General features: G+C 57.1%; 13 protein-coding genes. 6 read left to right on the top strand and 7 right to left on the bottom strand.

The annotated features are described in order from the left end of the window. Positions 1 to 4 precede the first annotated feature (4 nt). From CXU21_RS09275 to metK, 5 genes are all read right to left on the bottom strand, one after another. Positions 5 to 895: a hypothetical protein gene (locus tag CXU21_RS09275; RefSeq protein WP_180972751.1), complete on the bottom strand. Its 891-nt coding sequence runs from the start codon at positions 893 to 895 to the stop codon at positions 5 to 7. Between the two features lie 315 nt (positions 896 to 1,210). Next, positions 1,211 to 2,470: a protoporphyrinogen/coproporphyrinogen oxidase gene (locus CXU21_RS09270; protein ID WP_102725818.1), complete on the bottom strand. Its 1,260-nt coding sequence runs from the start codon at positions 2,468 to 2,470 to the stop codon at positions 1,211 to 1,213. Between the two features lie 21 nt (positions 2,471 to 2,491). Continuing rightward, positions 2,492 to 3,487: a hypothetical protein gene (locus tag CXU21_RS09265; RefSeq protein WP_102725817.1), complete on the bottom strand. Its 996-nt coding sequence runs from the start codon at positions 3,485 to 3,487 to the stop codon at positions 2,492 to 2,494. A gap of 523 nt (positions 3,488 to 4,010) precedes the next feature. After that, entirely contained in the window at positions 4,011 to 5,426 is a 1,416-nt protein-coding gene (gene ahcY / locus CXU21_RS09255) for an adenosylhomocysteinase (protein ID WP_102725815.1), read from the bottom strand. Between the two features lie 22 nt (positions 5,427 to 5,448). Beyond that, the gene (metK, locus tag CXU21_RS09250) at positions 5,449 to 6,633 is read right to left on the bottom strand and encodes a methionine adenosyltransferase (RefSeq protein WP_102725814.1); all 1,185 of its coding nucleotides are present in this window, start codon (positions 6,631 to 6,633) and stop codon (positions 5,449 to 5,451) included. 37 nt (positions 6,634 to 6,670) lie between these two features. On the opposite strand from metK, the gene CXU21_RS09245 reads away from it, so the two are divergent. Continuing rightward, positions 6,671 to 7,588: an ArsR/SmtB family transcription factor gene (locus tag CXU21_RS09245; RefSeq protein WP_102715996.1), complete on the top strand. Its 918-nt coding sequence runs from the start codon at positions 6,671 to 6,673 to the stop codon at positions 7,586 to 7,588. Positions 7,589 to 7,660: 72 nt separating this feature from the next. Beyond that, positions 7,661 to 8,419, top strand: a complete 759-nt coding sequence (locus tag CXU21_RS09240; protein WP_102725813.1) for a tetratricopeptide repeat protein — start codon at positions 7,661 to 7,663, stop codon at positions 8,417 to 8,419. Positions 8,420 to 8,434: 15 nt separating this feature from the next. Here the strand turns inward: CXU21_RS09240 and CXU21_RS09235 are convergent, their stop codons facing one another. Further along, positions 8,435 to 9,058: a hypothetical protein gene (locus CXU21_RS09235; RefSeq protein ID WP_102725812.1), complete on the bottom strand. Its 624-nt coding sequence runs from the start codon at positions 9,056 to 9,058 to the stop codon at positions 8,435 to 8,437. Positions 9,059 to 9,189: 131 nt separating this feature from the next. After that, entirely contained in the window at positions 9,190 to 11,358 is a 2,169-nt protein-coding gene (locus CXU21_RS09230; protein WP_102725811.1) for a sulfatase-like hydrolase/transferase, read from the bottom strand. Positions 11,359 to 11,466: 108 nt separating this feature from the next. Between CXU21_RS09230 and CXU21_RS09225 the strand changes: the two genes are divergently transcribed. From CXU21_RS09225 to CXU21_RS09210, 4 genes are all read left to right on the top strand, one after another. Continuing rightward, positions 11,467 to 12,111 carry a hypothetical protein gene (locus CXU21_RS09225; RefSeq protein WP_146017037.1) on the top strand — a complete coding sequence of 215 codons (645 nt, stop codon included), beginning with the start codon at positions 11,467 to 11,469 and terminating at the stop codon, positions 12,109 to 12,111. Between the two features lie 122 nt (positions 12,112 to 12,233). Continuing rightward, positions 12,234 to 13,715: an MFS transporter gene (locus CXU21_RS09220; protein WP_102725809.1), complete on the top strand. Its 1,482-nt coding sequence runs from the start codon at positions 12,234 to 12,236 to the stop codon at positions 13,713 to 13,715. A 12-nt stretch (positions 13,716 to 13,727) separates the two neighbouring features. After that, positions 13,728 to 14,753: an ankyrin repeat domain-containing protein gene (locus tag CXU21_RS09215; protein WP_102725808.1), complete on the top strand. Its 1,026-nt coding sequence runs from the start codon at positions 13,728 to 13,730 to the stop codon at positions 14,751 to 14,753. Positions 14,754 to 14,836: 83 nt separating this feature from the next. Then, on the top strand, positions 14,837 to 15,265 hold the full coding sequence (locus CXU21_RS09210; protein WP_146017036.1) for a hypothetical protein: 429 nt from the start codon (positions 14,837 to 14,839) through the stop codon (positions 15,263 to 15,265). Positions 15,266 to 15,367 lie beyond the last annotated feature (102 nt).

The following is a 15,367-nucleotide window of genomic DNA, read 5'->3' as shown; positions in this document are numbered from 1 at the left end:
GTCCTTACCCGTAAAAACCTTTGAGGGGGCCCAATCCGGCGATCTTGGACAATTTATTCACGGCCTTCTCGCAAAAAGCAATCCCCTGGTGAACGCCGGAGAGAAAGGTAAGCAAAGGCCTTTCCACCCTCTCCGCTCCAAGCTCTCCCAAAAAGAAGTCCGGATCCTTGTCATCAAATCCGGGGTGCCGTAAAAAGGGATGCCTCCCGTCAAGATGGATGACTCCCTTCCTGGAATAAAGGCAATCCAGATGGTTCATGGCCGCAACAAGCGACCACAGCGTCTGGTCATGCGTATGGGCCGCAAAATTGTCACGGCAGCGGCTTTTTTCCTCCGGAGTCGGGGAAGACACCAAGCTGAACTGCCGGCATAGTTCCATCCATTCACGAAGAATCCGGACGCTTTCTTCCGATTTTTTCAGGAAACACGGAGTCGGCTGAATCAGGGGGCTATGCTCGAAGTCCCTGATATCCAGATTCAATGCGTCAAAAACGCTCTGCTTGCACCACCTTGACAAATCTCCCGTGTAATAGGAAATATTCACTCCCGGCAGGACATCCTGCCTCTTCTCCTCCAGCCATTGGACAAGAGGCTGTACTGAATGGCGGAAAAGTGTTCCCGGCGGACGCCCCGCATCCGTGTAAAGCAAATAGTCCCCTTCCTGAAGGCTGTCCAGTTCCCTGAGCATGATGAAGGGTTTCCAGCACCAGTAGCCAGCCCCCTGCAAATGAGGGTCAAACCAGGGCACTTCGCGCCTGATGCCTGCGGACAGCAGACGGCCAAGATTCCAGAAAGACAATTCCACGGAAGGCTCCGCCAGCTTTAAACTTGTCATCCGCATCCACTGCCGCCAGTGGTAGCCGCGTGTCGCGAAAGAACAATAACGAATAGCCATGCGCGTTGATTCCGGGGTAAACGCATGGCCGGGTAGAACATGGGCCATGCTTTCTGCACGCCCTTTCTAGCGAGTTGTTAATCCGCTTGTTTGGAGAAAATAAAAAAGAAACTGTAAAAATATAACCCTGAAAAAGTTGTCTGTTCAGGCCATCCTACGGGGATGGTGAAAAATCTTTTTTATTACACGTCAAATATTTGGAATTCATTGTCCGTTAAAATTTTCCATTGACAGCGGATTAACAATCCACAGCTCTGGCCGGATACTTGCCGATAAACGCCTTTCTTATATTCCCGTGTCCACGGGAGGGCGCCCTTACGGCTGAAGCTCCGCGTCCAGCCGCTTATCCAGGTCCATGGCGGCGCCGATGGCCGCATCCATGTTGTAATATTCCCACTCCGCAAAACGCCCCAGCAGGTAAATGCCCCTGGGTTCCAGGCGCTCCTTCAGCTCCCGGATCAGGGCGCGGCTGGACGCATCCTGCACGGGATAGGTGTATTCCTCCCAGTGATGGGCCAAGTAGGCGGGGGAGAAGGGGATGAGCTCCAACTGCGCCCGGATTTCCTCTTCCGTCATTTTCTCGGAAAACTCAATGGTGGCGGTAGTGACGGCGCCGTTATTATTGTTCCTGGAAAAATTCCCTGTGCAGATGATGCGGTGGGAACGGTGGGCCGGGGAAGGCATGTAAATCCAGCTATAGTCATTGGGGTCAATCCGGCACAGCACGGAGGTGGTGCCGTGGGAACGCAATGCCGAAATCCGGGGAAGCAACGGGCGCAGTTCATCCACGCCGGGGAAGCAGTCCGCAAGCCGCCTGGCATTCCCTGTAAAAACCACCCTGTCAAACAACTCTCCCTGCACGCGCCATTTTCCATTCTCCGGACGGATGTCCGCGGCCTCCGCCCGGTAAACGACCTTCAAGCCATGCGCCAGCGTATCAGCCAGAAACTGGGAACCGCCGCGCTTTGCATAAAAGAAGGAGCTGTGCACCATGGCGCTTTCATTAATCCGTCCGATATTGTTCAGCAGAATTTCCGCCACGGTAGGCATGGGCAGCTTGTCTTCCAGCCAGTCCATGGCGATTCCGTTGATGTCCTGCCGCCACACCTTGTTGTTGTAGGGCGTGAAATAAAGGTCGTTCAAGGTCTTCCCGAAACGGTTCCGGAAAAATTCTCCCAGGGAACGGGGTTCCGCAGGGGGATTCCTGTAAAGCTCCAGAAGTTCATGGACAATGGAGGAACGGACGGTCTCCGGGAACTGGTCCAGGTGGTTCTCAATGGGATAATCAACCACCTCCCCTCCCTCCAGGGAGATGACGGCACGGCGGCGGGCGGAAACAAAATCACGCTCCTTGTCAAACCGGGACCAGAACCAGTCCAATACCTCCTGCCGCCGGGAATTGAACACATGACCGCCCACCAGGTGGTACAAATGGCCCTGCACCTCCGCGCACTTGATCAGGCCGCCGGGCCGGCTGTCCTTCTCGTACACCACTGCCTCATGCCCTTTTTTCAACAGCATTCCGGCCATGGATAATCCGGAAACTCCGGCCCCGATCACAGCATATTTCATCATGGAATAAAGAAAATCAACGGATTAAATACCCCGTTTTCCAAACTTGGACAATTTCACGGGATGGAGGTACAGGTAGTCCTCCGGAAAGGAGGCAAGCAATTTGCCGATGTCTCCCCCGGAAGAAGACATCAGCCCGTCAATAACGCCGTTCATGGCCTCAAAGTGGTCCGGATCCTGCGGGAACCAGACGTTGCCGGACTTGTACTGCGTGCCTTCCAGCGTGGCCAGCCGCGTTTCAGGAAGAAGCTGCAGCGCCGTGGGAATGGCCAGCTCCACAAACATGTTCCACGCGAAAAACACTTCAAGAATCCGGCAAAAGTCGTCAAACTTCCCTTTCGGAATAGAAATAATATCCGAATAGCCAAAGACGACGGGGTAGGAATACGAGTACTTTTTAATCTTGTGCTTCCAATGGTTCAGAAGATGCCAGACTCTGCCCTTCAGCACTTTCCAGTTGGCATGAATGCCGCCCCCGGGATTCCACTTGGGCATGAACATGCGCACGCGGGACAGATCGTCATGCTGCATGAGGTTCCTGGATTTCAGGATTTGCCGGGCTTCTTCATAGGACGGCGCATTTTTATTCACGCTCTCCGCATCAAGACCGGCGGGAGCCATGGAAAAACGGTGGGCTTCCACCGTACCCCGGTAGCACAGGGGCAGGGAAACGTCCACAAAGCCGTCAAGGTAGCACGTATCGTCCCCCCGGATTCCCAGCAGGGACGCCGTGGAAAACTCGTCAAACTCCGGATTCAGCAGAAGGTCGTCTCCGATGATGAGGATATGGTCGCCGTCCAGCGCCTTGATTCTTTCCCGTACCTGTAAAATATAATGGTAAAACTGGAACGAATTGCCGAATACCGGGCATACGTCCGGATCATTCCCCTTGTAATAAGGCATTAATTGAAGCAACGCGGAAAAACGCCCTGAATAAATGTCCCTGATGACCGGAATATTGCGGTTATACTGGTGGTTGAACAACACAACGAGAGCCGTTTTCTGGGAAGGGGCATCCATAGCACTTCAGGTAGGGGAGACAATCCTGGAACTTCAACGTAAGACATTGGAAAAACCAGGATTGCACACTAAAAACACGCGCCATTGAAATGGCTTCAGGGATAACAGTACGGATTTGCAATCCGTTCCATAGAGCCATGCGTGGAATCCATGGAGAAGGAAGCCTTTCTTAAAGGGGCCGTCATCAGCTTTCTTCCGTGATTGGCAAGGTACAACCTGCAGGCAGCAAGGACTTCCCGGCTTTTGAAAAATTCCCCTGAAACGCGGAAAAGAAAAAAAATCCCCGTTATATCTTTCAGAAACAATCTCCTCGTTGAAGGCCAACGGCGTTCGGAAATACCGGGGAGAATTTGTCTTAAATGCCCTTTCCCAAATTTATGGCTTGCCGCCGGATTGCAAATCCGTCCATGAAATACCCCCTCCGCGCTCCAGAAAACAAACCCTTCTCCGGACAAATAAAAAAGCTGTTCCACCGGGAGAGCACTCCCGATGAAACAGCCGGAAAACGGAGAAATCCGCCAGCCTAATACCTGTAAAAGTCAGGCTTGTACGGCCCTTCCACCGGAACGCCGATGTAGTCCGCCTGTTCCGGACGCAGGACGGTAAGCTTGCAGCCGATCTTGCCGAGGTGCAGGCGCGCCACCTCCTCATCCAGCACCTTGGGAAGCACTTCCACGCCCACGGGGCGGTTTTCACGGGTATTCCACAGTTCCAGCTGCGCCAGAACCTGGTTGGCGAAGCTGTTGGACATCACGAAGCTGGGGTGCCCCGTGGCGCAGCCCAGATTGACCAGGCGGCCTTCCGCCAGCAGGTAAAGGCTGTTGCCGGACGGGAACGTGTAACGGTCCACCTGCGGCTTGATGTTCAGGTGCTTGATGCCGGGATAGGTCTGGAGCTTGTGCACCTGGATTTCATTGTCGAAGTGGCCGATGTTGCACACAATGGCCTGGTCCTTCATCTTTTCCATGTGCTCAATGCGGATGATGCCGCAGTTCCCCGTGGTGGTCACGTAAATGTCCGCCCAGCCCAGCGTGTCTTCCACCGTCAGTACGCGGTAGCCTTCCATGGCGGCCTGGAGCGCGCAGATGGGGTCTATTTCCGTCACGACCACCTGGGCGCCCATGCCGCGCAGGGACTGGGCGCAGCCCTTGCCAACGTCCCCGTAGCCGCAGACCACGGCCACCTTTCCGGCGATCATGACGTCCGTGGCGCGCTTGATGCCGTCCACCAGGGACTCGCGGCAGCCGTACAGGTTGTCAAACTTGGACTTGGTCACGGAATCGTTCACGTTGATGGCCGGAATCAGCAGGCGTCCCGCGGCCTGCATCTGGTACAGGCGGTGCACGCCGGTGGTCGTTTCCTCGGAAACTCCCTTCAGCTCGGGCAGCCAGCGGTGGAAAATGCCCGGAGTTTCCGCGGCAATCTTTTTCAGGAGGTCCTTGATGACTTCCTCTTCCTCCGACTCTGACGGGGTGTCCACCCAGCCGGAGCCTTCCTCCATCTCATACCCGCGGTGGATGAGCAGGGTGGCGTCTCCGCCGTCATCCACAATCAGCTGAGGGCCCAGGCCGTCCGGAAAGTTCATGGCCTTCCAGGTGCAGTCCCAGTATTCCCGGAGCGTTTCCCCCTTCCAGGCGAACACGGGCGTGCCGGATTTAGCAATGGCGGCGGCGGCGTGGTCCTGCGTGGAGAAAATATTGCAGCTTGCCCAGCGGACGGAGGCGCCCAGGGCCACCAGCGTTTCAATCAGCACGGCCGTCTGCACCGTCATGTGCAGGGAGCCCATGATGCGCACGCCCTCCAGGGGCCTGGCGTCCGCGTACTTTTCACGCACGGCCATCAAGCCGGGCATTTCATGTTCCGCAATGTCCAGTTCCTTGCGTCCGAAATCCGCCAGGCTGATATCGCGCACCTTGTATTGTTCCGTTTCTGAAAACATGTCTGTAAACGTTGTCGTGGGATTAATGAAGAAGTTGTTTCAGGGAGGCAAGGCGCGTTTCGTCCAGTTGCTCCCAGGGAAGCTCCGGATTGGTGAAATGCCCGTAGTGCGTCGTCTTGCGGTAGATGGGCCGCAGCAGGTCGAGCTGCTCCACCATGTCCGCGGGCTTGAAGGAGAAAATGCCTTCCAGCGCGCTTTCAATGGCCTTTTCCTCCACCTTTCCGGTGCCGAAGGTGTCCACCCGGATGGAAACGGGGGTGGGGTAGCCGATGGCGTAGGCCACCTGCAATTCACACTTGTCCGCCAGCCCGGCGGCCACAATGTGCTTGGCAACCCAGCGGCACATGTACGCCGCGGAACGGTCCACCTTGGATGGGTCCTTCCCGGAGAAGGCGCCGCCGCCGTGGCGGCCCATGCCGCCGTACGTATCCACAATGATCTTGCGGCCCGTCAGGCCGGAATCCCCGTGGGGGCCGCCCACCACGAATTTACCCGTGGGATTGATGAAATACTCCGTCCTGTCATCCAGCAGTTCCGCAGGGAGCACAGTCTTAATGAGTCTGACGCAGTAATTGTAAATCGTATCATGGTCCACTTCCTCCGTGTGCTGGGTAGAGATGACCACGTTTTCAATATGGACAGGACTTCCGGCTTCATCATAAGCCACCGCCACCTGGGACTTGCAATCCGGGCGCAGCCAGTCCACATGCCCGCGTTTGCGGCGCTTGGCCAGTTCAATGAGCAGCTTGTGGGCGAACACGATGGGGGCCGGCAGCAGCTCCGGCGTCTCGTTCGTCGCGAAGCCAAACATGATGCCCTGGTCCCCGGCGCCCTGTTCCGCGTGGCCCTTGCCCTCCGCCTCCCGGGCGTCCACGCCCTGGGCGATGTCCGGAGACTGTTCCGTGAGCAGGTTCGTGAAAAAGACGGTATCCGCGTGGAACACGTCGTCATCCTGCCGGTTGCAATACCCGATCTCCCGGATGGCTTGGCGGGCGATCTTTTCCGGGTTAATCACCGCCTTGGTCGTCAGCTCTCCGGCGATGATGACCATGTTGCTCTTCACCAAAGTTTCGCACGCGACGCGGCTAGTTTTGTCTTGAGCCAGGCAGGCGTCTAAAATAGAGTCGGAAATGTAGTCGGCCACCTTGTCCGGATGGCCTTCTCCAACGGATTCCGACGTGAAGATGTGAGGGTTGTTTTTACTCATATCGATAAATCTCGATGCGTTGATATATTATTCCACCATGAAGTCAATCCTAAAAACGCTCAAACTCCTGACGGACCCCACCCGCCTGCGCATCATCAACGTTCTGAATGAAGAATCCCTGAGCGTTGCGGAGCTTCAGGAAATTCTCGGCATGGGGCAGAGCCGCATCTCCACGCAGCTTGCCCAGCTCCGGCAGGAAGGAGTGGTGGAGGACACCCGCTCCGGGAAAAACGTTTTTTACACCCTCTCCCTGGCCAACGACCTGCACAACGTGGCCCTGAAAGCCTGCGAGGAACTACCGGAGGCGGAAACGGATAAAAAAGCGCTCCAGGTCATTCTGGACAAGCGCAAGAACCGCACGCAGGCCTACTTTGACGAAGTGGTGTGCCGGCTGGGCAAGAACTACGCGCCGGGCCGTTCCTGGAAGGCGCTGGCCGGAGCCCTGCTCCGCATCCTGAACTATGACGTGGTGGCGGACCTGGGCGCCGGGGAAGGCTTCGTCTCCCAGCTCATTTCCCCCAGCGCCAAGCAGGTGATCGCCGTGGACAACTCCCCCAGCATGGTGGAGCTGGGGCAGGAACTGGCGCGAAAGCACGGGCTGGATAATCTGGAATACCGCCTGGGCGACATTGAAACGCCGCCCATTGATCCCGGCACCGTGGACCTGGCCCTGCTCAGCCAGGCCCTGCACCATGCCCAGAAGCCGGTCAAGGCGCTGGAAGCCGCCTGGACCATCCTGAAACCGGGCGGCTGCCTGGTGGTGCTGGACCTCCTCCAGCACGGACAGGAGGAGGCGAGGGACCTGTACGCGGACCGCTGGCTGGGCTTCACGCCCGCCGCGCTGGAAAGCATGCTCAAGGAAGCCGGATTCCGGAACATCCATACGGACATTGTGGACAGGGAACCGGAACCGCCCCATTTCCAGACCCTGATGGCCGCTGCCTGGAAACCGTAACCGGAAGCAGGCCCACTTCTTTTCCCGACCGTTTTTTCAGACAAAATTCTGCCGGGCAGCCGCTCACCTACTGTGAGCATTAAATCCGCACTAATCATTTCAGGAGCCGTTCTCGCTGCCGCCCTGGGCGTTTACTGGATAGCCGCCCCGCGGGAAGCCTCCCCCGAGGAACTGTACCGGCAATACATGGAGCTCTCCCCCTTTGAGCAATTTGACCAGAAGGAGAAACTGCTGAAAAAAACGGCGCAGGCTGGCTGCGTTCCCGCCATGCGCCAAATGGCGGATCATAACTTCATCTCCAAAAACGATCTCAAAGCCGAGGAATACAATTACTGGATCAAAAAAGCGGCGGACCATGGAAGCCCGCAGGCCCAGTATGAAGCTTTCACGGAATGCATTTCCGAAAACCCTTCCGAGGTCCTCGCTTATCTGATACAGGCGGACAGGCAGTCTTACGCTCCCGCCTCCCTGGAACTGGGACGGCTGTATGCCTGCGGAGACGAAGAATACGGCATCATGCGGGATGAACGGAAAGCCATGGAGTTTTACCAAAAAGCCGCCGCGCTGAATAACCCGGAAGCCCTTTACCTGCTCTACGTGATGGGAAAACTGGAAATTCCGTCCAGGGAGGAAGCGGAACGGCACCCGGACGCCTATGCCCGCTATCTTCAACAGGCGCAGCGGCAGAAAGCGTTCCCGATCATGCCTGCCGCCATGGACGGAGAGGTCCCCGCGAACCGTCAATCCAGGGAGCGTATCAGGGAAGTTTTAAAAACCTACCTGCCGCAAAACCTGAAAGCCGTTGAATGGATTCAACAAAACTACAGGTGAAAAACAGGCCATGCCTCATTCCCTGTCCTCCAGAACCCTTTCCGCGGGAAAAGGGCGTTTGCCGGATTGGAGGGCTTCCCTCACTTCCCGGACAATGTCCATCATCTGCTCCGGGGAAAGCTCCTCTTTACCTTCCACCTCTTCATCCACCAGCGCTTTCATTTCCTCCAGCAGATGCTCCGGCTCCAGCCGGTAATTGAGCAATACCCGGAAAAGCTCCCTTCCGGCCTCCTGCAAGGGAACGGAGGGAAAATCCCGCACGCTTTTCAAATCTTTTTCTTCAAAGGAATTCAGAAGCTTTGCATAATTGCGGAAGGCGCGTTTGAATTCCTCCGGGCATCCGGCCATATCCACCGCGGCAAGGTACCGCCGGAAGGAAATCTCCGCCTTCAGGTGAAGGGCGTCCTCCCCCGTGGATTCCGCCAGCCACGTTTCCTTCTGTTTCAGGTTCACCAGCAGGAGGGCCTTCCGCATGGCTTCCCTCTGCCTGCCCTTGGGCCCCTTCTTCAATTTAACCAGGTCCAAGTCCAGCTCTGCGGCATCCGGGCTCGCCACATCCTGGGCCGGAGACACTCCGAGAGCCGCCGCCATCAGAACGAACGGCAGCCACTTCCTCATGCATTCCCGGATATGGACCATTGCGGTCAGCAATTACATGAAAAGCTCCGGGAAAGCAATCCCAATCCAACGGCTCCGCAGATAAAAGAGCCGGCTCCATCACGGCTGTTTTTCCCCGCCTCCCGGCCGGGAAGGCGGAAAATTCCCGGCGGTTACTTTGCGGACATGGAGAAACAGGATGCCGGAATTTCTTCCGGGGCGCCCCCGTCCCGCGACCACATCAGCTTGAGCCCGGCCTTTGAAGCGCCCGCCCCATGCACGTACCCGATGCTGACGGGGTGCGCCCCCTTTGCCAGGGGCACTCCCTTCTTGCCGGTCTCCGGGCTGCATTCCGTCGTTCCCACGGCGGAAGAGGAATCCGCCCGGTCTCCCGGCTTATAATGAAAATCGGCATCCACCAATTGCATGTCATGCAGGCGCACAAAGGATTTGGAACCGTCATTGGAATCCGTTTCCAGGAAAAAGGTATAAACTCCCGTTTCCGGCACGCTCAGAAACCCCTTCCATTCCCCGCAAAAAGGCTGTCTGGAAATGCCGTCCGGAACAAGACAACCGGAAGTCTCCGTCACCGCAAGGTTTTCATACCCCCTGACCGCCTCCGGCTTGGGCACCCAGGGACACGCCTTGGAGGAAAGAAGCCTGAACGCCAGTTTTCCGCCTATTTCCCCGCCCTTCTCCAGAGGCGGCACGGGGACGGAATCATAAGGCCTGCCAGCCAGACAGCCGCGGACGGAATTGTCATAGTCATAAATCCTCCTGACCTGCAATACCCTTTTCCTGAAATAGTCCCCGTATTTCCTGCCCTCCGGCGTCTCCGCCAGATTGCGGGATTCCCTGGGGTCTTTTTCAATATCATAAATCTGGAAGGGATCCTCGTGGGAACGGATATTCTGCCTGACGCCCTTGTACCTGCCTGCATAAATAATCTGCTGCTGGAGCCTGGAAACGTTCCGGTGCTCCGGAAGGAAGTTTTTATAATTGGGCGTTTTTCCCTTCACGTTATATTCCACATAAAGAATGCCCGGCTTCTGCTTACCTTTCCCCGTGAGGGTGGGCAGGATGGAGACTCCATCCGTTTTTGCCGGAACCGGCATCCCTCCGGCCTCTGCAAACGTGGCCATCCAGTCATGGAACTGGCTGGGAGCATGGCTAACGCGGCCTGAAGGAATGGCCGCCGGCCAGCGCACAATAGCCGGAACCCTGATGCCGGCCTCCCAGGTATCCCTTTTGATTCCGTCAAACGGGCCATAAGACTCGAAAAAGTTGGGGTCCTGCGTAGGGCCTATGAAACTGCCTTCATTATGGGGGCCGTTATCGGAGGTAAAAACCACGATCGTGTTTTTATCTATTTTCAAATCGGAGAGGAGTTTGAGCAAATCCCCCACGGCATCGTCAATCCGGGCTATCATGGAAGCATGCTTTTTTGCTCCCTCCGGCCATTTCTGGGAGGCATACCGGGGATAAACGTATGAATTGCGCACGCCGTTGGCCGTATTGATTAATTCCCCCTTTTTACCCAGCCACTGCAATCCGCCGTTCAGGCCGCCGCCGGCGGGATAGGCTTGCGTGGGTACTTCCAGCGCGGAGTGGGGAGCGGTAAAAGTCAGCGCAAGGAAAAACGGCTGGCCCCTTGATTTTTTCCTGTGGTCCACGATCCATTTCTTGGCACGGGCCGTAAACAAATCCGTGGAATAGGAATTCGTACAGGATTTGGTGATGTTTTCATGCATGTCCCAGATCACGTTGGTACCCGTCTGGGAACGGCGGTCCGCGGGATCATCCGCCGCATAGTGCCGGTGCGCTCCGATGTGGTCCAGATGGCCGAAGAAATAATCAAAGCCCCTTTTGTCGGGAAAAGCCGTGGACTCTCCGGGATTGCCTCCGCATTCCGTTCCGCCTCCAATCCCCCATTTGCCGATCAGCGCCGTTGCATATCCGGCTTTCTTCAACATGGCCGGCAACGTCAGCGCATCCTCCAGGGGCATGTCAAACGTATTGTCCCTCACCACGCGGGCATGCCCCTGATGGACACCGGAAAACAGCGAGGCGCGCGAAGGGGCGCAGACGGGAGAACCCGCATAATGCCTGCACAACTGAATTCCCTCCGCAGCCATCCGGTCGAGGGCCGGAGTCTGAATGGCGGGCTTCCCTTCACGAGCACGGCGGTTCTGGTGGAACACCCCAAGATCCCCCCAGCCCAGATCGTCAACCAGGATAAAGAGAATGTTGGGCCGTCCCAGCGCAGGAGCGGGGGCCGCCCATCCCAGGCAGCCCGAAAACATCAGAAGCAAGGCAAGAAAACGGGAGAACGGCGCAAACATGACGGATTGTTGTACTTAACGCCTGCCGTGTTAATCAAGCTGAAAAGACCGCCTTCATGCCATCCGGGGAGATTGACGGGCATCCGGACGTATGCGAAAAAGCCGTCTATGCTATTCGCAGTAGTGATATTCCTTTCCGTGGTCGTGCTCGGCGTCATTGCCGCGTTGCGCTTCACCAAGGGGGTCATTCCGCTGCGTACCTACGAATCGCGGGAATTGCCGGGATTTCCGGGTCCGGCGGGGCTGGTCCACCGCCTGGACGGCGCGGAGAAGCGCCAGAGGAAACTGGCGGAGGCCCGCTTTCCCGGTGTGGATGAAAACGGCCTCATCAGCCTGCCCCCCGCCTGGGAGGGCAAGGTGACAGCGGGGCGCCTGGCCTGCGTGGCCCACACCTGGGCCATGAGCAGCCTGGTCAGGGAAGACCCTGCGGCGGCCAAAGCCCGCAAGACAGCCTCCGGCCGCGCCATGATGATTCCATTCTTCACGGCTCTTATCCTGCTGGGGATGCTGGCCACCGGGCTGTTGAAGTTCCAGATTGCGCTGGCTATCGGGCTGGCCTGCTGGGCCTTCTTCACCTTCTCCGCCCTTCCTACCCAGTTCCGTGAATGGAAAGCGGCGGAAATAGCCAAATCAGGGCTGAAAGAGGCCGGACTGTGGCCCCTGCTACCCTCTGACGCCATGGCCGTGGAACAATGCCTGAAGGCGCTGTCATGGTGCAATGTGGCGGGCTTCCGGCGCATTCTGCCCAGATAGGGGACGCGCCGTGGCGGCGGCGCGCATTTTTCCGGTTAATCCGGCTTTTGAGAGAAAAAAACTTGAAACGGGGGTGCGGGTAACTCACTCTTCCACCGTCGTCAAAATTTACTCTCTTCTGCATGAACGAGTCCGCCAACCCTATCATCAAGTACTTTTCCGAGTTCAAAATCCTAAAAACCGTATCCAAAGATTTCTGGCTCACCAACGTCGTCCAGTTCTTTGACGGCATGGCCTACTTCTCCCTGATTACGGTATTTGTCCTCTACCTGACGGACTATTGCAGTTTCAACGATGCGGACGCGGCCCTGTGGGTGGGGCTGTACACCCTGTTCATCTCCGCCTTCGTCTTTGCGGTGGGTTCCATCTGCGACATCATCGGCATAAGGCGCACGTACCTGATCGGCTTCATCATCCTCATCGCCGGGCGTCTCATCATGGGATTCGGGCCGGATCTGAGCCCCACCGTGGACTCCGGGAGGCTGGTGGTCATGACGGGGATTCTGATCATGTCCTTCGGCACGGCGTTCATGTCACCCGTCATCCAGACCTCCATCCGGCGCTTCGCCCCGCTGAATGCGCGCGCCACGGGGTTCAATATCTATTACCTGCTGATGAACATCGCCGCCGTGATCGCGAACGTATTCCTGATTGAATTCTTCCGCAAGCACTTCGGCGCCGTGGACGGCGGCTACTGGATCATCAACTTCGGCACGCTGATGGTGCTGCTGGGCTGCATCACCACCCGCTTCATTGACGAAGACAATTACGCGGAACCCAGTGAAAAGGAGGCTAACCTGAAAGCGCCCCTCCGCCGTCCCCTGCAGCTTTTCCGGGAAGTGTGGAAGGAATCAGCCTTCCGCAAGCTCATCCTCTTCCTGGTGCTGACCATGGGCGTGCGCATCGTCTTCACGCTGCAATTCCTGGTCATGCCCAAATACTACGTTCGCACCCTGTATGATGACTTTGCCATCGGCTCCATCAATGCCATCAACCCGGCCATCATCGTTTCCGGGCTTATCCTGCTCATTCCGGTGCTGGGACGCTTCTCCACCGTCAGCCTCATGATCGTGGGCATGTCCATTTCCGCTTTCTCCCTTGTCTTCATGGCCATTCCCATTGAATGGTACTATGTGGTGCCCGGCATTGAAACGCGCTCCCAGGCGTATCTGGTAGCCATTGTGACGCAGATTCTGGTGTTCGCGTTCGGGGAACTGCTTTTCTCTCCCCGTTTCTCGGAATATGTGGCCCGTGTGGCGCCCAAGGACAAGGTGGCCTCCTACATGTCCCTGGCGGCATTGCCCATGTTCATTGCCAAGCCCATCAACGGCATCATCGGTGGCCTGCTGGTCGCCTACCTCTGCTACGACGGCATCTGCGCCAAAATGGATACCGGGCACATCGGCTTCTGGGATTCACCCGAATTCATGTGGACCATTTACCTGGCCATGGCCGTCATCAGCCCCATTGCCATCATCATGACCCGCAAGACCATCACCTCCGACCACCCGGAGGAAGATGCGGACTCCCCGCTCATTGCGGCCATTGAAACGGAAATGGACCCCGCCGTTACGGCGGAAGAACTCACGGAAGCCAACTCCTAACCTCTCAAGACGATGAACCAGCACACGCGCAACATCATTGTGGACTCCCTCATCCTGGTGGCTTTCAGTTCCATTTTGGGCGGCATCAGCCTGGTGGTTTCCAAATCCTTCTCCGGAGACCCCAATCCGGCCCTGGACCTCATCACCGTGATGAAAAAGGCGGAGGCCAAGGAAGTCAATGCCTCCTCCGAACAGGAGGAACAGGAAGCCAGGGTCAAGGGAATGAAGGAATTCGACCAAACTCTGGAAGAAGGGGAGCAACTGGCGGCGAAGGAAGGAAAAGCCTTCGTCAACATGACGGACCCCCACGGCAGGACGCCCGTCATGTGGGTGTGCTATGCCAACTACAACAACATTGAAACCACACTGAAGCTGGAAGCCAAGCGCGCGCCCTACCTGGGACGCCTGCTGGAAGATACCCGCGTGGAAATCGACCAGAAGGACAAGGACGGATGGACCGCCCTGCACTGGGCGTCCTGGAGCGGCCTGGACCGCTTGTCCGACATGCTGATTGAAAAGAAGGCGGACATCAACAACCGGGAGGGCAACGGCTTTACGCCGCTGATGCTGGCGGCCATGCGCGGCAACTTCCAGGTGGCAGCCCTGCTGCTGGAAAAAGGGGCGGACATGAATGCCGTCAACAAATTCGGCAAGAACGCCCTTCAACTGGCGGAGGAAGGGGCCCTTGCCTACCAATCCAGCTTTGACCTGACCAAGACGGAAGTTTCCAAGGCCCCGGTGAACACCTTTGCACAGGCTTATGAAAAAGCTGTTGCGGCCCTCTCGCCTGAACACGCCCCCGAATTCATGGAAGCCATGAAAAAGGCGGTAGGCCGCCAGTCCTTTGTGGAAACGGAGTACGTTCTCCAGCTCATTACGCGCTCCCTGATCTCTAAAAACCTGCTCACGGAGGAACAGGCCGGAAAATTCAAGGAGGAAATCACCGGAGCCGTAGCGGAAAACTCCCAGATCATTGACGTGCGCGGCGTAGCCTTTGAACACACCGTGGACCTGCTCCGTAAAGCGGCTGGGAAATAACAGCCCGGTTCCTTCAAGGTTCCGACATCCGCCACTTTGCTCTTGACGCTTCCCCCGCTCCTTTCTAGGATTCGCGGCATACCATGGTTAGAGCATTGCGCAACGGCATTATGCTGCTCACCCTTCTGCTGGTCGTCGTAGGCGGAACGGGCATGGTTTCCGTATGTCCGTGCCATGAAGAGGTCTTCCTCTTTTCCTGCTCCTGCCATCAGGATGCGGCCCCATGCGAATGCCGCGGGGACCATGCCCCCGGCAGCAGCACTTCCAGCCCCCTGGCCGGGCACCTCTGCGAGCACCAGCGGCTGGAAATTGACGGCCTGGCGCTGCCCGTCCTTCACGCGCCGCTTCCCCAGCCCTGCATCATCTGGCAGACGTTACCGGATTTCCACCATCTGGCGCAGCCTCTTCTTTTAACAAGCCAAACATCGGATTCCGCCATACCGGATACCCCCGACCCCTTCAGGGACGACGGCCCGGTACATGAAGGCTTTCAGCTTCCCCTGCTGATTTAACGGTCCCTTTTTCAGGAACGTCCCGGGACGTTTCCAGCTGAACGCTACTTTTTAATTGCGTCCGGCCTTGTTTGTTTCCGCAGAATGATCTGCCGCATTGTC

Source organism: Akkermansia muciniphila, assembly GCF_002884975.1.
Lineage (GTDB): Bacteria > Verrucomicrobiota > Verrucomicrobiia > Verrucomicrobiales > Akkermansiaceae > Akkermansia > Akkermansia muciniphila_C.
The sequence above is the reverse complement of the archived record's forward strand: the minus strand, read 5'-3'. Positions and strand labels throughout refer to the sequence as shown.